This is a genomic window from Pseudomonas sp. Rh2, assembly GCF_040762985.1.
GTDB classification, from domain to species: domain Bacteria; phylum Pseudomonadota; class Gammaproteobacteria; order Pseudomonadales; family Pseudomonadaceae; genus Aquipseudomonas; species Aquipseudomonas taiwanensis.
The window spans coordinates 2,199,383-2,221,787 of sequence record NZ_CP142890.1 but is presented as its reverse complement, the minus strand read 5'-3'; the positions used below and the strand labels follow the sequence as shown (position 1 = coordinate 2,221,787).

At 61.8% G+C, this 22,405-nt stretch carries 17 protein-coding genes and 1 tRNA gene; 9 read left to right on the top strand and 9 right to left on the bottom strand.

The window, feature by feature from the left end; genetic code table 11:
* Positions 1-120 precede the first annotated feature (120 nt).
* The 3 genes from VXM67_RS10020 to VXM67_RS10010 all read left to right on the top strand — a co-directional run bounded on the left by VXM67_RS10020 (position 121) and on the right by VXM67_RS10010 (position 2,564).
* Positions 121-618, top strand: coding sequence for a histidine kinase (locus tag VXM67_RS10020; RefSeq protein ID WP_148299906.1), 498 nt, complete (start codon positions 121-123; stop codon positions 616-618).
* Between the two features lie 400 nt (positions 619-1,018).
* Entirely contained in the window at positions 1,019-1,915 is an 897-nt protein-coding gene (locus tag VXM67_RS10015) for a sensor histidine kinase (RefSeq protein WP_027906765.1), read from the top strand.
* A complete protein-coding gene (locus VXM67_RS10010) occupies positions 1,905-2,564 on the top strand; it encodes a response regulator transcription factor (protein ID WP_023379563.1) in 660 nt (219 codons plus the stop codon). The genes VXM67_RS10015 and VXM67_RS10010 overlap by 11 nt, the downstream gene beginning before the upstream one ends.
* Here VXM67_RS10010 and yegS read toward each other — a convergent pair.
* Entirely contained in the window at positions 2,548-3,435 is an 888-nt protein-coding gene (yegS, locus tag VXM67_RS10005; protein WP_023379562.1) for a lipid kinase YegS, read from the bottom strand. The genes VXM67_RS10010 and yegS overlap by 17 nt on opposite strands.
* A 305-nt stretch (positions 3,436-3,740) precedes the next feature.
* Between yegS and VXM67_RS10000 the strand changes: the two genes are divergently transcribed.
* Both VXM67_RS10000 and VXM67_RS09995 read left to right on the top strand, forming a co-directional pair.
* Entirely contained in the window at positions 3,741-5,195 is a 1,455-nt protein-coding gene (locus VXM67_RS10000; protein ID WP_027906764.1) for a mannose-1-phosphate guanylyltransferase/mannose-6-phosphate isomerase, read from the top strand.
* A 52-nt stretch (positions 5,196-5,247) separates the two neighbouring features.
* The gene (locus VXM67_RS09995) at positions 5,248-6,495 is read left to right on the top strand and encodes a glycosyltransferase family 4 protein (RefSeq protein ID WP_023379560.1); all 1,248 of its coding nucleotides are present in this window, start codon (positions 5,248-5,250) and stop codon (positions 6,493-6,495) included.
* On the opposite strand, the gene glp is transcribed toward VXM67_RS09995, so the two are convergent.
* Positions 6,484-7,710, bottom strand: a complete 1,227-nt coding sequence (gene glp, locus VXM67_RS09990; RefSeq protein WP_023379559.1) for a gephyrin-like molybdotransferase Glp — start codon at positions 7,708-7,710, stop codon at positions 6,484-6,486. The two genes, VXM67_RS09995 and glp, sit on opposite strands and share 12 nt — an antisense overlap.
* Positions 7,694-8,233, bottom strand: a complete 540-nt coding sequence (gene moaB / locus VXM67_RS09985) for a molybdenum cofactor biosynthesis protein B (protein WP_023379558.1) — start codon at positions 8,231-8,233, stop codon at positions 7,694-7,696. Before moaB ends, glp begins: the two co-directional genes overlap by 17 nt.
* A 177-nt stretch (positions 8,234-8,410) precedes the next feature.
* Between moaB and VXM67_RS09980 the strand changes: the two genes are divergently transcribed.
* On the top strand, positions 8,411-8,632 hold the full coding sequence (locus tag VXM67_RS09980; RefSeq protein ID WP_023379557.1) for a YgdI/YgdR family lipoprotein: 222 nt from the start codon (positions 8,411-8,413) through the stop codon (positions 8,630-8,632).
* A gap of 80 nt (positions 8,633-8,712) precedes the next feature.
* Positions 8,713-8,789 (top strand) — tRNA-Pro (locus VXM67_RS09975).
* Positions 8,790-8,888: 99 nt separating this feature from the next.
* On the opposite strand, the gene mqo is transcribed toward VXM67_RS09975, so the two are convergent.
* From mqo to VXM67_RS09960, 3 genes are all read right to left on the bottom strand, one after another.
* Entirely contained in the window at positions 8,889-10,475 is a 1,587-nt protein-coding gene (gene mqo, locus VXM67_RS09970; RefSeq protein ID WP_023379556.1) for a malate dehydrogenase (quinone), read from the bottom strand.
* A gap of 196 nt (positions 10,476-10,671) precedes the next feature.
* Positions 10,672-12,288 carry a methyl-accepting chemotaxis protein gene (locus tag VXM67_RS09965; protein ID WP_023379555.1) on the bottom strand — a complete coding sequence of 539 codons (1,617 nt, stop codon included), beginning with the start codon at positions 12,286-12,288 and terminating at the stop codon, positions 10,672-10,674.
* A gap of 188 nt (positions 12,289-12,476) precedes the next feature.
* Complete coding sequence (locus tag VXM67_RS09960) at positions 12,477-14,240, bottom strand: ABC transporter transmembrane domain-containing protein (RefSeq protein WP_023379554.1); 1,764 nt, start codon at positions 14,238-14,240, stop codon at positions 12,477-12,479.
* 268 nt (positions 14,241-14,508) lie between these two features.
* Between VXM67_RS09960 and VXM67_RS09955 the strand changes: the two genes are divergently transcribed.
* A complete protein-coding gene (locus VXM67_RS09955; RefSeq protein ID WP_023379553.1) occupies positions 14,509-14,682 on the top strand; it encodes a PA1571 family protein in 174 nt (57 codons plus the stop codon).
* A gap of 102 nt (positions 14,683-14,784) precedes the next feature.
* Here VXM67_RS09955 and pdxB read toward each other — a convergent pair whose 3' ends face one another.
* From pdxB to rlmM, 3 genes are all read right to left on the bottom strand, one after another.
* Complete coding sequence (pdxB, locus tag VXM67_RS09950; RefSeq protein WP_023379552.1) at positions 14,785-15,927, bottom strand: 4-phosphoerythronate dehydrogenase PdxB; 1,143 nt, start codon at positions 15,925-15,927, stop codon at positions 14,785-14,787.
* 60 nt (positions 15,928-15,987) lie between these two features.
* The gene (tusA, locus tag VXM67_RS09945) at positions 15,988-16,230 is read right to left on the bottom strand and encodes a sulfurtransferase TusA (RefSeq protein ID WP_023379551.1); all 243 of its coding nucleotides are present in this window, start codon (positions 16,228-16,230) and stop codon (positions 15,988-15,990) included.
* A gap of 77 nt (positions 16,231-16,307) precedes the next feature.
* Positions 16,308-17,372, bottom strand: a complete 1,065-nt coding sequence (gene rlmM, locus VXM67_RS09940) for a 23S rRNA (cytidine(2498)-2'-O)-methyltransferase RlmM (RefSeq protein WP_023379550.1) — start codon at positions 17,370-17,372, stop codon at positions 16,308-16,310.
* Positions 17,373-17,595: 223 nt separating this feature from the next.
* Here rlmM and acnA point away from each other — a divergent pair, with 223 nt between their 5' ends.
* Positions 17,596-20,337, top strand: coding sequence for an aconitate hydratase AcnA (gene acnA, locus VXM67_RS09935; protein WP_367237647.1), 2,742 nt, complete (start codon positions 17,596-17,598; stop codon positions 20,335-20,337).
* The last annotated feature ends 2,068 nt before the right edge of the window (positions 20,338-22,405 follow it).

Here is a 22,405-nt window from a genome sequence, read left to right as displayed (position 1 = left end):
TCGCAATATCCTTTAGCCATTAATGTGACGCCATTCTCATTGCATGAATGGAGTCAGGCTTTTGCTAGCAATCGTCTTGGCGTTGCCAACCCCCGCTCCAGCTAAAGCCGCCGGAGTGACATGATGGACCACGCCTCCTCGAACAGCATCGCCCTGCAGGAATTTCTGCTGGATGCGCAGATCTTGTTAACCCAGTCCCAGGAATGCCTACAGCACCTGGAACTGATCGACAACGACCCGGATGCCTGCAATTGCCTGAACAACACCCTCGATACTCTTGCCCGTCGCGCCAACGACCTGGGCCTGATCGAAGTCGCCCTCTACGCCGAAGCCTTGCAACGGATGCTGGCCCCTGCTTGCCACGAACGACACCTAAAGGGTGAAGCCCTACCGGCCGTGGATGCCTGCCTGACACTGCTGGCCTGGCAACTGGAGCTGGTCGACCCGCGCACCGGCCGCCTGAGCCTGGACACCTGCGAACAGACCACGCTGCTGGGTGAGCTGGCCCGGATATTGGGCCAACCTGCTCCGCAAACGTGTGCCTCCTGCAATGAGCGCGAACAGTCGGGCGCCCATCCTCATTCGGCCGCGCCAGCGCAGCGCTCATCCCCCCTTTAGAGCGGCGCGAACGCCCCTTCCGAAGAGCAACTAAGCGTATTGTTCAAGGCCCACCATGGTCGAACTAGTGAAGTTTGGCCAAAGTTTGGCGTTTGCACTTGAGTACGATTCAAGCGAGTTGCGCCGGAAAAGCACACAACTTGGTCAAACAATGGCATTTTGCCTCGTCCGGAGATGAAAAAACCTCCGGATACCCCCGCAAATCCTAAGGATTCGATGCTCTGGCTGCCCGCGACCAAATCATCCCAAAGTGTTAATATGCGCACACGAAAACGCTCTCGGCACCCCTGCAGATCCTTTCGACGTGCGCTGGACGATTGATTGAAAGCACTACGCCAAAGCCTCTGGTAATACCTGTGCAAGGCCCTCCATCAGCAATACTTCAGTGGCTTCCCTATTTATGCTCCCACGCTTGAAGATCCCTCTGCGTTGCTGTTCTCGCACTGCCCTGCTGCGCTGGATGACGGCGTTGCTGTGCGTGGCTTCGCTGGTCGCCAATCTCGTGCTGTTCATGGCCAACCAACCCCTGCCGGGTGGCCTGCTGGTATTGCAACTGATCGCCACGCTGGGTGTGGCCTGGCACTTGAGCCGCGGCGCTAGGTCGATCAACCTGCAGCCGGCGGAACTGGCCGACCGCATGCTCAAGGTCCAGGAGAGCGAGCGCCAACGCCTGAGCCGCGAACTGCATGATGACATCGGCCAACTGCTGACCGCTGCCAAGCTGCAACTGGACTGGCTGCAACGGCGGATGCCAGCCGACCTGCAGCCACAGTGCAGCACCCTGCGCGACACCCTGGAAGACACCTTGAGCAACGTGCGCGATGTCTCGGCCATTCTCAACCCAAGGCAACTGGCCAGCCTGGGCCTGGAAGCCAGCCTGCGTGCTCACCTGGTTCGCACACTGGCAAGCAGCGACGTGCACTGGAGCCTGGAATGCCACCAACGCCTGGGGGGGATTGGCGAGGAAGTGTCCATGGCCGTCTTTCGCATCACCCAGGAAGCCGTTACCAACATGCTGCGCCATGCCCAGGCACGCAACCTGACCATCAAGCTGCAACGCAGCCCCGAAGGCCTGGCCCTGACCATCCAGGACGACGGTCGCGGCTTCACTCCCACGAGCAACCCGGCCGAGGCCGGCCAACGCGGCATGGCCGGTATGCAGGAACGGGTGGTGGCCCTGAAGGGCAACCTGACCATCACCAGTCAGCTTGGCCTGGGCACCCGGATCGATGTCATTTTCCCATGGCCGCCACGCACCCATGAACGTGCCAGGACCCCCGCTTCCCATGACCTGTAGATTGCTGTTGGTGGACGACCACTCGCTGATCCGTGCCGGGGTCCGAGCCCTGGTTTCCGACATTCCTGGCTACACCGTGATCGGCGAAGCCGACGACGGCAACCAGCTGCTCGAACAGGTGCATGCGTTGGCGCCGGACATCATCCTGCTGGACATTTCCATGCGTTCCACCAGCGGGCTGGATGCGCTCACCCAACTGCGCGCCAGCGGCAATACCAGCAAGGTGCTGATCCTGTCGATGCACACCGACCCGGAGCTGATCATGCGCGCCCTGGAAAGCGGCGCCCATGGCTACCTGCTCAAGGACACCACCGCTACCGAGCTGGAACAGGCCCTGGCCGCCCTGCGCAATGGCGAGCGCTATCTCAGCCCGGCCATCGCCCACACCGTGATCAATCAGGCACTCATGCATGCACAGCATGGCAAGCACGCCGTCAGTGAGCGTCACAACCTGACCGCCCGCCAGCTGGAGATCCTGCGTCTGATCGTGCGCGGCAAATCGACCCGCGAGATCGCCGCCGGCCTTGGCCTGTCGATCAAGACCGTTGAAACCCACCGCTCGCAGATCATGAAACGTCTGCAGATCTATGACGTGGCCGGCCTGGTGCTGTTCGCCGTACGCGAAAAAATCATCAGCCTGGACGACTGAGCAGCGGCGAGCCCTCCGGCAGGTGCAAGCGCAGGGCCGCAGGTTTCGCCTCGAAGCGCAGGCTTTCGGCTTGCAACGGTTCGCCGTCAAGGTTGATGTCCAGCCCCTGGGAGCACTTGACCTCCACCCACGGCAACCTGGCGCGGACGAACAAGCCCTCGCCGGCGAAGAGGTCACGCAGCGCCCCTAACATTTCCTGAGGCGCAGGGAGGATGGCGATGTCCAGCAGGCCATCGTCGGCCACCGCCTCCGGGCACAGCACCTGACCGCCGCCAGCCTGGCGTCCATTGCCGATCCCCAGGGCCAGCAACTCGCCCTGCCAATCGAACCCCGGCCCTTGCAACGCCACCTTGGCGGCTTGCAGCTCACTGAAACGCGACAGCCCAGTGAACAGGTAAGCCGCCGCCCCCAGCACTTTTTTCAGATCCTCCGAGGTGTTGGCCGTCACCTGGCTACCGAAACCACCAGTGGCCATATTGAGAAACAGTTGCTCGCCCACCTGCCCCAGGTCGATCGGTTTTGCGGGCTGCTCCAGCAGCGCCAACGCCGCCGCAGGTTCCAGCGGTATTCCAGCAGCCTTGGCGAAATCATTGGCGGTGCCCAGCGGTAGCAGCGCCAGGCTGGCGTCCGTGGCCGCCAGCCCCACGGCTTCGGCTACATCGCGCAAAGTGCCATCGCCGCCACCTGCGACCACATGGGTGTAACCGGCCGCCACCGCCTCATCGACAAAGCGTTGGGCATCCCCGGCTTCCCAGGTGACGCGCACATCCAACGTCCAACCACGCTCGCGCATACCGCGCACGGCTTCACGCACTTCGTCATTCATCGCCTGCTTGCCGTGCAGGATCAACACCGCCTTGCGCCCTTGCATCGTTTTTCTCCCCAGTGAAGACAGTCTTCTCCAGATGTCGACCATCGCCTCTCGCAGAATGCTGCATGGCCCTGCTCGACTGACGAGGGCCTCCTGCGCAAGCCATCGTACGAAAAACAACCAAGTTCACACATTCATCATTGAAAGCTTCGCTCACAGGGAGCATGATCGACAAATATTTGGCCTTCATGGAAGATGATGCCTAGAAAAGTCGGTTTTTTGACTTTTTGCCGCCATAACCCTGACAGGTCGCATCGTTCCCCTTCAATGGCGCCACTGACGGCGCCCTGAGTCGAGGTCGTGAAATGAGCGTTCTGATCCCCTGTATCATTGCTGGCGGTGCCGGTACCCGTCTTTGGCCGGTTTCCAGGGAAGCCATGCCCAAGCCCTTCATGCGCTTACCGGATGGCGAGAGCCTGCTGCAGAAAACCTTCGCGCGTGCCAGCGCCCTACCGGGGGTCGAGCGCTTGCTGACCGTGACCAACCGAGAAGTATTCTTTCGCACCCAGGATGAGTATGGCCAGGTCAATCCAGGCAAGCTGCCCTTGGACTTCATTCTGGAGCCAAGTGGACGCAATACGGCTCCGGCGATAGCCGCCGCCGCACTCCACTGTGCCACGCAATATGGTGAGGACAGCCTGCTGCTGATCCTGCCCGCCGACCACCTGATACAAGATTTCGAAGCCTTCGCCCAAGCGGTCGCTCATGCACGCCAGCTGGCCGAAAACGGCTGGCTGACCACCTTTGGCCTGGTGCCCGACCGCGCCGAGACCGGGTTCGGCTACATCGAACGTGGCAAAGCGCTGAACGAGCACGCCTATCAGGTGGCTCGTTTCGTTGAAAAGCCCGACACGCCTACCGCCCAGGAATACCTCGACGGTGGACGCCACCTGTGGAACGCCGGCATGTTCTGCCTGCGCGCCAGCAGTGTGCTTGAGGAACTGCAGGCTCACGCCCCCGAAGTGCTCGGCAGCGTCGCCACCTGCCTGCAGCGCAGTGCCATCAAGCAAGGCGACAAGGCGCTACAGGTGGAGTTGGACGCGGACAGCTTCGCCCTGGCCGAGGACATCTCCATCGACTACGCCCTGATGGAGCGCTCCGATAAGGTCGCCGTGGTGCCCTGCGAGCTGGGCTGGAGCGACATCGGTAGCTGGGAAGCGGTGCGTGAGCTGCGCCAGACCGACGACGCCGGCAACCACTGCAACGGTGAAGCGGTGCTGCACGATGTACGCAACTGCTACATCGACTCACCCAAGCGCCTGGTTGGCGCCGTGGGCCTGGACAACCTGATCGTCATCGACACCCCCGACGCCCTGCTGATCGCCGATGCCTCGCGCAGCCAGGAGGTCAAGGTCATCGCCCAGCAGCTCAAGCACCAGGGCCACGAAACCTATCGCCTGCACCGCACCGTCACTCGTCCCTGGGGGATGTACACGGTGCTGGAGGAAGGCCCGCGGTTCAAGATCAAGCGCATCATGGTGCGCCCTGGCGAGTCCCTGTCACTGCAGATGCACCATCACCGCAGCGAACATTGGATCGTGGTCAGCGGCATGGCCTGCGTGACCAATGGTGAAGAAGAATTCCTGCTCGATACCAACGAGTCCACCTTCATCAAACCAGGCCGCACCCACCGCCTGACCAACCCTGGCGTCATCGACCTGGTGATGATCGAAGTACAGAGCGGCGAATACCTGGGCGAAGACGACATCGTACGCTTTACTGATATCTATGGACGCGCCCCGACAGCAGCTGCTGGCTGATTGTCAGCGGGCGCGTCTTGTTATCCGCGACCTTTAGCGAGGATTCCGGGTCATGCGCATTCTCTGGACACTGCCCTACCTGCCCTGGCCCACCACCAGCGGCAGCAAGACCCGGCAATACCACCTGCTGCGCGCCCTCGCGCAGCACGGTCACCGGATCACCTTGCTGGTGCAGTCGAAGATACCGCTCAGCGATGCCGCCCGCGATGCTCTGGAACCATTGGTCGAGCGCCTGATAGTGCTGCCCAGGCGCCCGCTTCACAGCCCACTGAACCTGTTGGCATCCCCCATCATCGACTACCCGATGCGGGCCATCATCAACGGCCTGGCCCCCTGCCTTCGACACCGCTTCGAACAATTGCTGGATGAACCCTGGGATGTGATCCAGATCGAGCACAGCTACAGCTTCCAGCCTTTCGAAAAAGCCCTGCAGGCCCGCGGCTTACCGTACATGCTGACCGAGCACACGGTCGAATCGGTGATGGGCGCCGCCTGCCATGACCAACTGCCCCTGTGGCTGCGACCGCTCAATGCCTTCGACCGCTGGCGCTACCGGCGCTGGGAGCAACGCGTGTTGCGCCAACCCACCGAAGTGGTGGCGGTGAGTACCCATGACGCCGACCTCATCAGCCAGGTCAGCGGGCGTCCGGTAAACGTGGTGGTCAACGGTGTCGACTGCGATCACTACCAGAACGTGCGCCCGGCATTTCATAGCCAGCGTCTGCTGTTCGTGGGCAATTTCGAGTATGGCGCCAACCTCGAAGCCATCGAATGGGCGCTGGAGGAGATCCTGCCCCAAGTCTGGATGAGCAACCCCGCCGTGCGCCTGGCTATCGCCGGGCACGCCATGCCCGCCAGCTGGAAACTGCACTGGAACGATCCGCGCATCGAATGGCTCGGCTACCGCCCTGACCTGCGCGAACTGCAACAACGTTCCGCGCTGTTTTTCGCGCCCCTGCGCTATGCCGGCGGCTCCAAAGTGAAAATTCTTGAGGCAATGGCCGCAGGCTTGCCCGTCATCACCACTGCCAAGGGCGTTTCAGGCTTGGCCGTGAACAACGGCGAGCACTACTTGGGCAGTGACGACGGCGACCAGTTGGCGCTGTTCATCACGCAACTACTCAACCAACCATGGCGCATGTGCCAGCTCAGCGAGGCCGGCCGCCAGTTTGCCCGACAACGCCACGACTGGAGCGTCAGCGCCCAGCAGTTGGAGAATGTGCATATGCGCCTGACTCAAGCCACGCCGGCCGACGCCAGGCAAAACGATGCTGCCTGGCTCGGGCGTTCAGTCAAGTAGCTCGCTGAAGGGAATGAACGGCACGCTGTCGCCCGGCTTGGGCAGGGTGCCTTCGCGTACCTCCACCAGACCTTCGGCCCATGCCGCGCTGCGCAGCACACCAGAACTCTGGTTCTTGTAGATCCGCACCTGGCCTTGCTCGATACGCGCACGCAGGTATTCGCGGCGGGTTCCTGCCTTGGTCCATTCGAAACCGGCAGGCATATCGAAACGCAAGGGCGTCACCTCGGTCACGCCTTGACGGCGTAACAGGTAGGGGCGGGTCAGCAACCCGAAGGTGACGAGCGTGGACGCTGGGTTGCCTGGCAAGCCGATCACCGGCACACCACGGAAATGTCCGAACGTGAGGGGCTTGCCCGGCTTGATCGCAAGTTTCCACAACGCCAGCTCACCGGCCTCGCGCAGGACTGCACCAAGGTAGTCAGCTTCACCGACGGAAACACCGCCCGTGGAAAGGATCAGGTCGACATCGCCCAACCCGGCCAGGCATTCGCGCGTGCGGGCCAGGTCATCAGCCAGGATGCCCACATCGCGAACCTCGCAACCCAGGCGCTGCAACCAGCTCACCAGCAGACGGCGATTGCTGTTGTAGATCTGCCCAGGCCCTAGCGGCAGGCCAGGCTCCACCAATTCATCGCCGGTGCTGAGCACTGCCACTCGAATCTTTCGCACCACCTCCAAGGTGGCGAAGCCAAGTGTCGCCGCCAAGCCCAACTGAATCGGCCCGAGACGCGTACCGGCAGCCATCACCTGTTCGCCCTGGCGGGTCTCCTGGCCCTGTGGTCGCACATTCTGCTCGAGCTTCATGGGCTCGAGGAAACGCACCCGGCCATCGTCCAGCACCTCGGCGTTTTCCTGCATCTCGACGCAATCGGCGCCCGCGGGCAGCGGCGCGCCGGTGAAGATCCGCGCACAGGTTCCAGGCTGCAAAGGTTGGGGGGCATGCCCGGCAAAGATGCGCTGGCTGACCGGCAGCGGCTCGCCTCGCCAGTCGTCCAGGCGCAGCGCATAGCCGTCCATGGCACTGTTCGGCCAGGGCGGCAGGTCCAGCGTAGCCACCAGGTCGGTCGCCAGGACCCGGCCCTGTGCCTCGGCCAGCGGAACGATCTCGCGTGCCTCGATCGGCGCAGCCTCGGCCAGGGCAATCAAGCGCTGCAGCGCTTCTTCGACCGACATCAGCGGCTGCTTCTGCACTGCCTCAACCACGGCTGTCACAGGCCGTTGCCTGCTTCAGGTGCGGCACGAAGTTGCAGGGGCGATGGCGGGCGTCGAGCTGCTCGGCCAAGATGCCGTCCCAACCGGTACGCACGGCATTGGTCGACCCTGGCAGGCAGCAGACCAAGGTGCCATTGGCCAGGCCTGCCAGTGCACGAGACTGCACCGTGGAAGTGCCGATATCGGCAACGGAGATCTGCCGGAACAATTCGCCGAATCCTTCCACCTGCTTGTCCAGCAGGCACGCCACGGCTTCCGGGGTGCTGTCACGGCCAGTGAAACCGGTACCGCCAGTGATCAATACCACCTGCACGGTCTCGTCGGCGATCCAGTTCGCAACCTGGGCGCGGATCTTGTATAGGTCGTCCTTGAGCAATACCCGCGCCGCCAGTTGGTGTCCGGCCTCGGTCAAGCGGTCGACGAACAGTTGGCCGGAGGTATCGGTTTCGAAGGTACGGGTGTCGCTGACCGTGAGCACGGCGATGTTCAGCGGCACGAAGGGGGTGTCTGCTTTGGCTTTCATGAGCATTCGTCGCAGTAGCAAGTGATGGCCGCAGTTATATCACAGCCGGCCCTGGCCGATGCCGCCGTTGTTCCCGGTCAATGTCCGGGCTTTAGCGCTATGCTGCACTGTCAGAGGAACTTGCATGGACGCCCTGCGTCTTAATGTCATCTAGCACCATCGCACTGGAGAAACACGATGATTCAACGGACCCTTCCTGCCTTCATTCTCGCCCTGGGGCTGGGCGCCCTCGCTGGCTGCGCATCGCCAACCGTCATCACGCTGAACGACGGTCGCGAGATCCAGGCCGTGGACACCCCGACGTTCGACGAGGACTCCGGGTTCTATGAATTCGAGCAACTCGACGGCAAGCGCACGCGCCTGAACAAGGACCAGATTCGCACCGTAAAAGAGCTCTGATGGAGCCCGCCTTCGAGCAAACGGCCTTTACACAACAAGGGCTTGCGTTCAAAAAGGCGATACAGTAGGATTTTGTTCATCGGAGTGTAGCGCAGCCAGGTAGCGCGTCTCGTTCGGGACGAGAAGGCCGCAGGTTCGAATCCTGTCTCTCCGACCAAATCCTTCAAAAAGCCCGCCTTGTGCGGGCTTTTTGTTGCGTCCAGAAAATGTCGGCAGGCTGTACCGGCGCTGCGAACAGGCCGGCACAGCACTCCACTCACTTAAGGTCGGCTACGGCCTGTTCTGCCTGCACCGGTATGTAAAGCAACTGCAAGCGCGCGCTGCTCCACTGACGGGTCTTGTTGGTCAGCTCCAGATCGTTGTTCAGCTTTTGCCCATAGGTCGGCACGATTTCCTTGAGCTTGGCTTGCCATTGCGGCGTCCGGATGCGGTCCTTGAAGGTCTTTTCCAGCACGGTCAGCATGATCGGCGCAGCGGTAGAAGCCCCTGGGGAAGCGCCAAGCAACGCGGCGATGCTGCCGTCCTGGGCGGCCACGACTTCTGTACCGAACTGCAAAACGCCACCGTGTACCGGGTCCTTCTTGATAACTTGGACGCGCTGGCCGGCCTGCAGCAACTGCCAGTCTTCGTTCCTGGCATTGGGGAAATACTCGCGCAGGGCGTTCATGCGGTCATCGAAGCTGAGCATCAATTGGCCCATCAGGTAAGTGCTCAGGTCGATGTTGTCGATGCCGGCATGCACCATCGGCAGCACGTTGTGGCTGGTCAACGACGCGAACATGTCCAGCAGCGAGCCGTGCTTGAGGTACTTGGTGGAGAAGGTCGCGAACGGGCCGAAAAGCAGTACTTGCTTGCCATCGATCATCCGCGTGTCCAGGTGCGGGACCGACATCGGCGGCGCGCCGACCGAGGCTTTGCCGTAAAGCTTGGCCTTGTGGCGGGCGACGATGTCCGGGTTGTCGGTCATCAGGAACTGGCCACCCACCGGGAAGCCGGCGTAGCCTTGCGCTTCGGGAATGCCCGATTTCTGCAGCAGTTTAAGCGCACCGCCACCGGCACCGATGAACACGAACTTGGCGTTGACGCGAGTCTGCTCCCCACCATTGGCCAAGTCGGCCACCAGCACATTCCAGGTGCCGTCATCGTTGCGCACGATGTCACGCACTTCGTGGCGCAGGTGCAGCTTGACGTTGGGGTTGCGCGCCATCGAGGCGAACAGCTGACGAGTGATCTCGCCAAAGTTCACGTCGGTGCCGATGGCCATCCGCGTGGCAGCCACTTTCTGCTCTGGGTCCCGGCCCTCCATCACCAGCGGCACCCATTTGCGGATCTGCTCGTGGTCCTCGGAAATTTCCATACCGCGGAACAGCGAACTGTGCTGCAGTGCGGCCACGCGCTTGTGCAGGAAGGCGACGTTCTCGTCGCCCCATACGAAGCTCATGTGCGGCACATTGTTGATGAACGACTTGGGGTTGCTCAGCACGCCCTGCTCGACCTGATAGGCCCAGAACTGCTTGGAGATCTCAAACTGCTCGTTGACACCGACGGCCTTGCTGATGTCGATACTGCCGTCCGTGCCCTCACTGGTGTAGTTCAGCTCGCAGAAGGCCGAATGCCCGGTACCGGCGTTGTTCCAGGCATTGGAGCTCTCTTCGGCGACCTGGTCCATGCGTTCGTAGACGTCGACCTTCCAGTTCGGCTCAAGCTCGGTGAGGTAGGTGCCGAGGCTGGCACTCATGATGCCGCCGCCGATCAGCAGGACATCGACGGACTTTTGCGGCGCCTCGGGTTTGGAGCAACCGATGACGCTCAGGCAGAGGAGCGTCAGCAGGATTTTCTTCATTGATGTGATCCAGTTGTTGTGTACACGCGCGCCGCAATGAGCAGGGAGCGTGCCAACAGGCCCTGGACCAGGCAACATGGGGTGAGGCGGTAGGTCGCATGGCGACAATCCGCCACAGGGCAGCGGATTGCGCCAACCTGGGTGGCGGATTTCCCCCGGATGCTTCGCCGGTGAACCCGCGCCTGGCGCTTGCGCGTCAGGCGGTCAAGCGTGACGTCACCTCACCCAACTGCCCCGAGAGGCCATGCAAGCGCTGCCCGGCTCGTTCGGTGTGCTGCACGGCCTCCTGGTTCGCCGTGGCGATGCGGGTGATTTCGATCAGGTTGCACGAGATGTCTTCGGCCACGCTGGTCTGTTCCTCGGCCGCCGTGGCAATCTGCCGGTTCATGTCGCGAATCGCCTCCACCGACAGGGTAATGCGCTGCAGCATCTGCCCCGCCTGCTGGACCTGCTCGGCCCCCTCCTCGCTGCGCTGCCGACCGCTTTCGATGGCCTTCACCGCGTCCACCGCACCCGACTGCACCGCCTCTATGATCTGATGAATTTCCGCGATGGAAGCCGCCGTGCGCTGGGCCAGGCTGCGCACTTCGTCGGCAACCACCGCAAAACCACGCCCGGCCTCGCCAGCACGGGCCGCCTCTATGGCAGCGTTGAGCGCCAGCAGGTTGGTCTGTTCGGCGATGCCGCGAATCACCTCGAGTACCTTGCCAATGCGGGTGCTGTCGTTTTCCAGTTCGCGAATCACCGCAGCCGTACCGGCAATTTCACGGTTGACCACGGCGATGATGTCGATGGTCTGCTGCATCACCTGCTCGCCGGCCTGGGCGCTTTGGTCTGCTTCATCCGCCGCGCGTGCTGCCTCGGCAGCGTGGCGTGCCACTTCCTGGGCGGTAGCGGACATCTGGTGCATGGCCGTGGCCACCTGGTCGGTGCGCTGGAACTGGTCATGGGTCCCACGGGCCATGTCACTGGCGATGCTGCGCAATTGGCCGCTCGCACCTTCGAGCTCCTGGGCGTTGTCCTGCAAACGGCCGACGGTGTCGGCGAGGAAGTCACGCAGGGTATTGGCTGCCCGGGCCAGGCGACCGAGTTCATCCTCACGGCGGCTGTCCACCCGCGAGACAAAGCGGCCCTGACTCAGTTGCGCGACGTACTCGATCAGCTGGCCGATAGGCTTGATCAGGCTGCGATTGATCAACCAAAGACTAAGCAGGCCGACCAGCGCAGCCGACACCAACATGACCAACACACCCAACCACACTGTGCGCTCGGCGACGGCGCTGATGTGGGACGCCCGTTCGCGGGCATCGGCGCGCAGCTGTTCGACCAGCGCACTCATTTGCTCGCTGGCAGCGCGGTCGACCCCCTTCACCGCCTGGTCGCCCGCCACAGGGTCGCCGCCTGCGGCCAAGAACGCCTGACGCCCCTTTTCGTAGGCTACCCCCAACTGCCGGTGGCTCTCGCGCAACTGTTGCAAGGGCGCCTTGAGCTTGCCATCGGTGGTCTCGATCAATTGCCCGAGCAACTGTTGAACCTGCTGCTCACGCGTCTGGAACTGCTGCCAGTACCTGTCCAGATCAGCCGGCTGGCGACCACGCAGCAAGACGTTCTTCCACTCCTGCACCTGAATCTTGAACTGCAGATTGGCTTCGTCGATCAGTTGCGAAGCCCGTAACGGCCCATCCACCAGCCCGGCATAACCGCGCACGCTGGAAGACAGAAACTGAAAGCACACCAGGGCGATCAACAGCATCGCCGCCAGACTACCGGCCAGCAGGGTGAGCATTTGTACTCTGAGGGATTTACGCAACATCGGGATCTCGGGAACCAGGAGGAAGAAAATGGCGTGCGCCGGCAGCGCAGATCAAGACATCCATGTCCTCGTTCGCAGACCAAAAAAAAGCTGCCATCGGTCGATAGCAGCCAGGTCGAGCACTTACGCAACAGCTGATCCAGATACTCTCAGGCAATTGCTACAGAAATGTTACATAGGGCCACGCACTAACGCGTATTGAACTGCAGCGAGGCCAATCGCGCGTAAAGTGGGCTTTGCTCGATCAGTTGGGCATGGCTGCCCACCGCTACCAAACGGCCCTTGTCGATCACCGCGATCCGGTCGGCGTGTTGCACCGTGGCCAGGCGGTGCGCAATCACCAGGGTGGTCCGACCGGCCATCAGGCTCGGCAGCGCTTGCTGGATCAAGTGCTCGCTCTGGGCATCGAGGGCGCTGGTGGCTTCGTCGAGCAACAGGATAGGTGCGTCTACCAACAGCGCTCGAGCGATGGCCAGGCGTTGGCGCTGCCCTCCCGAAAGGCCGGTCCCGCCCTCCCCCAGCATCGTCTGATAGCCCTGGGGTAACTGCCGGATGAACGCGTCGGCATGGGCGCCCCGCGCAGCCGCTTCCACCTCCTCCCAGGTCGCCTCGGGCCGACCGTATCGGATGTTGGCCTCGACGCTACCGCGAAACAGCGCGGGGCTCTGCGCAACCAAGGCGAATTGGCGACGTACGTCGGCCGGGTCCAGGTCTGTGATGGGTTGCCCGTCGAGCAGAATGCGCCCGCGCTGGGGGTCGTAGAAGCGCAGCAGCAGGTCGAACAGGGTCGACTTGCCGGCACCGGACGGTCCTACCAGCGCCACGGTCTGCCCCGGCTCTACCACCAGGCTCAGATCGTCGATGGCCGACACCGAAGGCCGCGACGGGTAGGCAAACCCGACCTGTTGCAACTCGATCCTGCCAGACACCCGTGGGTACACCAATGTCGTCGGCACCGAGGGAAGCAGTATTGCACTGCGCGCTGCCAGCAACTCGTCGATACGTTCGGCCGCGCCTGCCGCGCGCTGCAACTCCCCGATCACCTCACTGAGGGTACCGAAGGCGCTACCGACGATCAGGCTATAGAACACGAAGGCGGCCAGCTCACCGCCCGAGATACGCCCGGCGATCACATCCATGCCACCGACCCAGAGCATCACGCCAACGGCCCCCAGCACCAGCACGATGACCAGGGTGATAAGCCATGCGCGCTGGGCAATGCGCCGCCGCGCCACACCGAAAGCCGCCTCGACAGTACCGGCGAACAGCTCCCGGTCCCGCGACTGGTGGTTATAGGCCTGTACTGTCTTGATCTGCCCCAAGGTCTCCGCCACGTAACTGCCCACGTCCGCCACCCGATCCTGACTCTGACGCGACAGGCTGCGCACCCGCCTGCCAAACAACAGTATCGGTGCCAGCACCAGGGGCAAGGCGACCACCACGATGCTGGTGAGCTTGGGGTTGGTGACGAAGAGCAGTACCACACCTCCCACCACCATCAAGGCATTGCGCAGAAACATCGACAGCGATGAACCTATGACCGACTGGAGCAAGGTGGTGTCGGCAGTCAGACGCGACTGGATCTCGGAACTGCGGTTGTCTTCGAAAAAGCCGGGGTGCAGTCCCACCAGGTGATCGAACACCGCCCGCCGAATATCGGCCACGCAGCGTTCGCCGATCCATGACACCAGGTAAAACCGGCTGAAAGTGCCCACGGCCAGCGCCAGGACCAACACCAGGAACAGGCCGATGGTCTGGTTGAGCTGGTGGGGCGAGCGGGTCATGAAACCTTGGTCCACCAGCAAGCGAATGCCCTGGCCCATGGACAAGGTAATGCCTGCCGTGACCACCAGTGCCAGCACTGCCAGCAGGGCCTGGCGCCGATAAGGACGAATGAACTGCCAGGCGAGGCGCAGGGCCCGTCGCTGACGTGGTGAAACCGATTCGGGCATGGTGAGGTCCAGAGGAGACGGGAACCCTGAGACTACCATTCATCCGATAAGGGGGAACGGTTGCAGGCGAGCGCGGACCAATTCTGGGTAATGCAGTCCAATAGTGCGCACACCCTGGTGAGTATAGCTTTTCGTTCTAACCGGTCACTGGAGCTTTGAGGCGCTTTCTGTTGGACTGTCCCTGTCGTGACAACAGAACCAGAGCTGTCACAGGCCGGTCACGGCGCAGGGTTACCCTGAGCTTGAACCTGATGAGGAGACAGGAAAGATGAGTCTGCAGCGAAGCAGCGATAGCCAAAAGCCACAGAATCAACCACCGTCGAAGGTCTGCGGCTCGATCATCGACGCCCAAGGTCGCGAGGTGCCGATCACCGAGCAGATGATCCAGCAAGCGTGCAAAGACCTCGAAGACAGTCGGGTAGAAAAAGTGCGCAAGGGCTGAGCAATAGATTTCTGACAACCCGGCCCTTTGGCCGGGTTTTTCATGGGCGCCTGATGGGGTTTTGCGCTGGACTGCCCGGCCTGAACGCCGGCGAGCCGGCTCTTACAGGGCCGCGCAACCCAAGGCGCTGACCATCTGTGCCAGTTGCGGCGCCTCGCCCCGAATACGCACCGCCAGCCCTTCGATCTCACGCCGCGGTGGATAATGCTTGCGCAAGGCATCGAAGGCCGCCCGCTGCTGGGCCGGGTCATCGCTCAGGCTACGACGGAAGTCAGCATCGTCACGGCGTGGGTCATACACGGCGCGACACAGCGTCGCCAGGGACCAGGCCAGGTCGGCGCTGGCATCCAGTTCGATCTGCGCCAGCGGTGGCTTGGGCAGCAAGTCTGCCAATTGCACCTGCTCGGGCTGACCGAGGAAACGGCACAGCGCCTGGTAGATCTGCGCCGTGCCACGCTGGCGACCGTCCAGGCTATAGCCTGCGATATGTGGCGTGGCCAAGGTACACAAGTCAGCCAACTGCAGGTTTACCTGGGGCTCGCCCTCCCATACATCGAGCACGGCATGCACATCCTCGCGGTCCAGCAACAGCTCGCGCAGGGCATGGTTGTCCACCACAGGTCCGCGACTGGCATTGATCAGCCAGGCGCCAGCACGCAAACGCGCCAATTGCGCCTCGCCCAGCAAATGCCAGGTCGGGTGGTCGCCGCCATGCTGCAACGGGGTGTGCAGGCTGATGACATCACACTGCTCGAGCACCGTATCAAGGCTGACATAGTCGCCCCCTTCTACAGCCTGACGCAGCGGATCACAGACCAGCACCTTCCAACCCAGACCATGCAGTACCCGCACCAAGCGGCCGCCCACCTCACCTGCGCCCACCACGCCGTATACGCGCTCAGGCAGTGACACACCGTCGAGGTCGGCCAGGGTCAGGAGGCTACCCAGCACGTAATCCACCACGCCACGGGCGTTGCACCCAGGTGCGCTGCTCCAGCGGATGCCAGCCTCGGCAAAGTAGTCCAGGTCCAGGTGATCGGTGCCGATGGTGCAGGTGCCCACGAAACGGACACGGCTGCCTTCGAGCAGTTGCCGGTCGACCCGGGTCACCGAGCGCACCAGCAGTACGTCGGCATCCTTGACGCTGGCCGCGTCAAGGCTTCTGCCGGGGTAACGGCGGATCTCGCCGAAGCCTTCGAAGAAGGCATCGAGCAGCGGGATATTCTCGTCGGCAACTATCAGCATGGCGCTCTCCTGTGCGGGGAACGCAGTGTAGGCGCTACGCCCGGCTTGATCCAGCGCGGCTCAGTCGGTCTTCTTGCGGATCCAGTACAGGAAGGTACCGGCCTCTTCCTGCTGTTGCAGCAACTCATGACCCAGGAAGTTGCAGAACTTGGGGATATCACGGCGGGTCGAGGGGTCGGTGGCGATCACCTTGAGCAGGCCGCCAGCGGCCAGGTCGCGCACGTGCTGGTGCAGCATCATCACCGGCTCCGGGCAGTTGAGGCCAGTGGCATCGAGGATGGCGTCGGGGGTGAATTCAGTCATGTGGAACTCCGCAAATGATCGCTATTGTCGCGCATGCCAGGCTTCGGTCCAAGGGGCCGGCTGCCGGCCCCAAGCACTCAGCGTGGCTTCAAGTCGAGCCGGCGCAGGTGACATGTCACTTCCTCGCGGTCGTGATACAGCTGCTTACAGGCAATCGAAACCCTGACCTTGCGCGCCTTGAAGGTGGCTTCCATGCGATCCAGCAGACGCCGCACCTCGGCATAGCGTTGCTTCATCGGCAACTTGAGGTTGACCACCGCCTCGCGGCACAGCCCCTCGCCTAGCCAGGTTTCGATCAAGGCAGCGGTGCGCGCGGGCTTTTCGACGATGTCGCAGACCATCCAGTCCACCGTCTGCTTTGGCTGCCAGGTAAAGCCATCGGCCATCAGGTGCTGCACCAGACCAGTGTCCATCAAGCTCTCGGCCATGGGGCCGTTGTCGATCGCGGTGACCAGCATGCCCCGACGCACCAGCTGGTAGGTCCAACCACCAGGCGATGCGCCCAGGTCGACACCGGTCATGTCGTCACCCAGACGCTGCTCCCACTGCTCGCGGGGAATGAATTGGTGCCAGGCTTCCTCGAGCTTGAGGGTCGAACGGCTGGGTGCCTCGCGGGGGAACTTCAGCCGAGGGATACCCATGGCCCAGAGCGCGCTGTTGCTCGGTGGCGCCATGCCGACAAACACCCGCCTGCCGCTGATGAACGTCAGCAACAGACGCGGGCGATTGCTGTCTTCGACCAGGCGCCCGGCCTTTTCCAAGGCTTTGCGCAGCGGGACCTCGAACTTCCGGCAAAAGGTCGACAGCTCCTTGCCTTCGTTGCTGTCGAGCACCTCCAGCCATAGGCTGCCGAACTCCGGGTAAGCGCCGAGGTGCTCGAGCAACACGCTGATACGGTCGCTTTCCGGCAACTCGACGAAGTCACCACGGGCCCACTGGCGCGGGAAAATCAACTGAGCGAAGCGCAGTTCCCCCATCAACCGCTCGGCACCTTCGGCCTCGGCACAGACGAACTCGGCGCAGGCGCTCTGCGGCTTGCCCTTGGCATAACCGGCAACGCCAAGGCGGGCGGCGTGTTCACTGATTTCTGCGCACACCTCGCCCTCGAAACCGGGCCGGCAATGCATGAACAGGGTATTCATCTCTCACTCCACTTCGGCTGGCGCACAACCGGCGCCGGCAGGCCGGCGATGATAAAGGAAGATCGGAACCTGCGACATGCCCCGCCGGTCCAGAAGTGGGTCATGCATGACAAACAGGTCTAACCTGACCTTTCAGCCAGGCCCGTGACGTACGGGCCGATACAGAGCGGTGCCACTGGCAAATATCCATGATTGCCAGGCACCGGCGCAGAAGGAGTTGGCAATGCCCTCGCTCGATAGCCTGAAAACCCTCAAGACCCTGAAGGTAAACGACCATACCTACCACTACTACAGCCTCGCCGAAGCGTCCCGCCAGCTAGGCGACCTGCAACGCCTGCCGATGTCGCTGAAGGTGCTGCTGGAGAACTTGCTGCGCTGGGAAGACGGCAAGACCGTCACCGGCGATGACTTGCACGCCCTGGCCTCATGGCTAAAGGAGCGGCGTTCGGATCGCGAGATTCAATACCGCCCAGCCAGGGTACTGATGCAAGACTTCACCGGTGTACCGGCGGTGGTCGACCTGGCTGCCATGCGTGCAGCCGTGGCCAAGGCCGGCGGCGATCCGCAGCGGATCAACCCGTTGTCACCCGTGGACCTGGTGATCGACCACTCGGTGATGGTCGACCGCTATGCCTCGCCCCAGGCGTTCGCCGAGAACGTCGACATCGAGATGCAGCGCAACGGCGAGCGCTATGCATTCTTGCGCTGGGGCCAAAGTGCCTTTCACAACTTCCGGGTGGTGCCACCTGGAACGGGCATCTGCCACCAGGTCAATCTGGAGTACCTCGGTCGCACCGTTTGGACCCGTGAAGAAGACGGCCGCACCTACGCCTTCCCGGACACGCTGGTCGGCACTGACTCGCACACCACCATGATCAACGGCCTCGGCGTGCTTGGCTGGGGGGTTGGCGGGATCGAGGCAGAGGCCGCCATGCTGGGCCAGCCGGTGTCGATGCTGATTCCGGAAGTGGTCGGCTTCAAACTCACCGGCAAGTTACGTGAGGGCATCACCGCTACGGACCTGGTACTGACCGTGACACAGATGCTGCGCAAGAAAGGTGTAGTGGGCAAGTTCGTCGAATTCTATGGCGATGGCCTGGCGGACCTGCCCCTGGCCGACCGGGCGACGCTGGCCAACATGGCTCCAGAGTACGGCGCGACCTGTGGTTTCTTCCCGGTAGACGACGTGACACTGGAGTATCTGCGCCTGTCCGGTCGTCCCAACGAAACGGTGCAGCTGGTCGAACAGTACTGCAAGGCGCAGGGCCTGTGGCGCCTGCCGGGTCAGGAACCGCTGTTCAGCGATACCCTGGCGCTCGATATGAACGACGTGGAGGCCAGCCTGGCTGGCCCGAAACGCCCTCAGGACCGCGTCGCCCTGGGCCAGGTGAAGCAGGCCTTCGACCACTTCATCGAACTGCAGCCCAAACCACTGGCCAAGGAGATTGGCCGCCTGGAAAGCGAAGGTGGCGGCGGCGTGGCGGTAGGCAATGCCGATCAAGCTGGCGAAGTCGACTACCAGCATGATGGGCAAACCCACACCCTGCGCGACGGCGCGGTGGTGATCGCGGCCATCACCTCCTGCACCAACACCTCCAACCCCAGCGTGATGATGGCTGCTGGCCTGGTGGCGAAGAAGGCCGTGGAAAAGGGCCTGCAACGCAAGCCTTGGGTGAAGAGCTCCCTGGCGCCAGGCTCGAAAGTGGTCACCGACTACTTCAAGGCAGCCGGTTTGACCCACTACCTTGATCAATTGGGTTTTGACCTGGTCGGTTATGGCTGCACCACCTGTATCGGCAACTCGGGGCCGTTGGACGAGGCGATCGAGAAGGCCATTGCCAACGCTGACCTCACGGTTGCCTCGGTGCTCTCAGGCAACCGCAACTTCGAAGGCCGGGTGCACCCGCTGGTGAAGACCAACTGGCTGGCATCGCCGCCGCTGGTGGTTGCCTATGCCCTTGCCGGCAGCGTGCGCCTGGACCTGACACGAGATGCCCTGGGCGCCGGCAAGGATGGGCAGCCGGTGTACCTGCGCGATATCTGGCCGAGTCAGAAGGAGATTGCCGACGCCGTGGCCAAAGTCGACACCGGCATGTTCCACAAGGAGTATGCGGAGGTTTTCGCCGGTGACGCGCAGTGGCAAGCGATCGAGGTACCGCAGGCGGCCACCTACGTTTGGCAGGACGACTCGACGTACATCCAGCACCCGCCGTTCTTCGATGACATTGCCGGGCCATTGCCGCACATCGGTGATATCCATGGTGCGCGGATCCTGGCGTTGCTTGGCGACTCGGTGACCACCGATCACATCTCCCCCGCTGGCAACATCAAGGCCGACAGCCCGGCTGGGCGTTACCTGCGCGAGAAGGGTGTCGAGCCACGGGACTTCAACTCCTACGGTTCGCGTCGGGGGAACCATGAGGTGATGATGCGCGGCACCTTCGCCAACATTCGAATCCGCAACGAGATGCTGGGGGGTGAGGAAGGCGGCAATACGGTGCATGTGCCTTCGGGCGAGAAGCTGTCGATCTATGATGCGGCGATGCGTTACCAGGCTGAAGGAACGCCATTGGTGGTGGTGGCGGGCCAGGAATATGGTACGGGTTCGAGCCGTGACTGGGCGGCCAAAGGTACCAACTTGCTGGGTGTGAAGGCGGTGTTGGCGGAGAGTTTCGAACGTATCCACCGTTCCAATCTGGTTGGTATGGGGGTATTGCCATTGCAGTTCATGGCTGGGAACGATCGCAAGCAGTTGCGGCTGACGGGCCGGGAGATCATCGATATCGAGGGCCTTGAAAATGCATCTATTCGGCCGGGAATGCGTTTAACGTTGCGAATGACTCGTGAGGATGGGGAGCAGGAGAAGATCGAGGTGTTGTGCAGGATCGATACCTTGAATGAAGTGGAGTACTTCAAATCGGGCGGCATTCTGCATTATGTGCTGAGGCAATTGATTGCAAGTTGAGGACCATGAATCATTGCTTTTGCTTTTGCTTCCAGCGCGCGGTAGTTCAGGCGCCACCTCATGCGACTTCAGGAGGCCGAGCGCAGGGCTTGCGCAGGGAGGTGACGGGCATGGATGCCCGTCAAGCGCTGCGGCCCAGGAGGGGCCGTTCAGCGCGGTCCTCCCGGAGCAAGCCCGGAGCGAGGGAACCCCGGAGCGCAGCGCAGGGGCCGGATGATAGGAGCCAGACTTTTTTGGTTACTTTTTGGGGCGTCTGCCAAAAAGTGACCCGCTGTAAGAGCGGAAAGGTGATTGAGCGTCACCTTGGCAAATGGATATGCTCACGTATCCAGAAACCAAAACTTCAAACTTCAAACTTCAAAGCACAGATTTAAGGGCGGCATTCAGATAGCGTGAATATCCATTCGCCATGGAGGCGCTCATTCACCTTTTCGCCTTTACGGCGACCTACTTTTGCTCTTGGGCAAAAGTAGGCAAAAACCGCTGGCTCCTATCATCCGGCCCCTACGCTTCGCTCCGGGGTTCCCTCGCTACGGGCTTGCTCCCGGGAGGACCGCGCTGAACGGCCCCTCCTGGGCCGCAGCGCTTGACGGGCATCCATGCCCGTCACCTCCCTCCGCAAGCCCTACGCTCGGCCTACTGACGTCGCAATTTGCAGCGTCTGGGATATCGCGCATTAAAAGCAAAAGCGGAGCATGAAATACCAAATCCGAACAACAACAACAACAACAACAACAACAACAACAACAACAACAACAACAACAACAACAACAACAGCTAAACCAGCCGCACATTCAATATTAAAACCATAAATGCGAGGCAAATTTTCTTTTGCTTCGCTTTGCTCTTGCTTCTAGCGCGCGGTAGTTCAGACGCCACCTAATGCGACTTCAGGAGGCCGAGCGCAGGGCTTGCGCAGGGAGGTGACGGGCATGGATGCCCGTCAAGCGCTGCGGCCCAGGAGGGGCCGTTCAGCGCGGTCCTCCCGGAGCAAGCCCGGAGCGAGGGAACCCCGGAGCGCAGCGCAGGGGCCGGATGATAGGAGCCAGACTTTTTTGGTTACTTTTTGGGGCGTCTGCCAAAAAGTGACCCGCTGTAAGAGCGGAAAGGTGATTGAGCGTCGCCTTGGCAAATGGATATGCTCACGCATCCAGAAACCAAAACCTCAAACTTCAAAGCACAGATTTAAGGGCGGCATTCAGATAGCGTGCATATCCATTCGCCATGGAGGCGCTCATTCACCTTTTCGCCTTTACGGCGACCTGCTTTTGCTCTTGGGCAAAAGTAGGCAAAAACCGCTGGCTCCTATCATCCGGCCCCTACGCTTCGCTCCGGGGTTCCCTCGCTACGGGCTTGCTCCCGGGAGGACCGCGCTGAACGGCCCCTCCTGGGCCGCAGCGCTTGACGGGCATCCATGCCCGTCACCTCCCTCCGCAAGCCCTATGCTCGGCCTACTGACGTCGCAATTTGCAGCGTCTGGGATATCGCGCATTAAAAGCAAAAGCGGCGCTTGAAATACCTAATCCGAACAACAACAACAACAACAACAACAACAACAACAACAGAACCAGCCGCACATTCAATATTAAAACCATAAATGCGAGGCAAATTTTCTTTTGCTTCGCTTTGCTCTTGCTTCTAGCTCGCAGTAGTTCAGACGCCACCTGATGCGACTGCGCAGGGAGGTGACGGGCATGGATGCCCGTCAAGCGCTGCGGCCCAGGAGGGGCCGTTCAGCGCGGCCCTCCCGGAGCAAGCCCTACGCTCGACCTACCGACGTCGCAAGTAGCGGCGCCTGGACAACCGCGTACTGGAAACCAGAACACAGCAAAAGCAAAAGAAAGCAAAAGCGCAGCATGCATCGCGCGATGGCTCTTTGATGGCCAATCGGTCATGATAGACGCCAAGCGTCACAAAATGGTCATAAAGTTCCGAGTAAAGGCAGCATCTTCCCTGAAAACCTAGGATTCCCTAATGCAGCCCCACCTCACAATCCTTGCGCCAGATCAACCATAATTAAATATTCATTCAATAAAACCAGTGGCTTGCCGATATCTGTGGAAAGCCT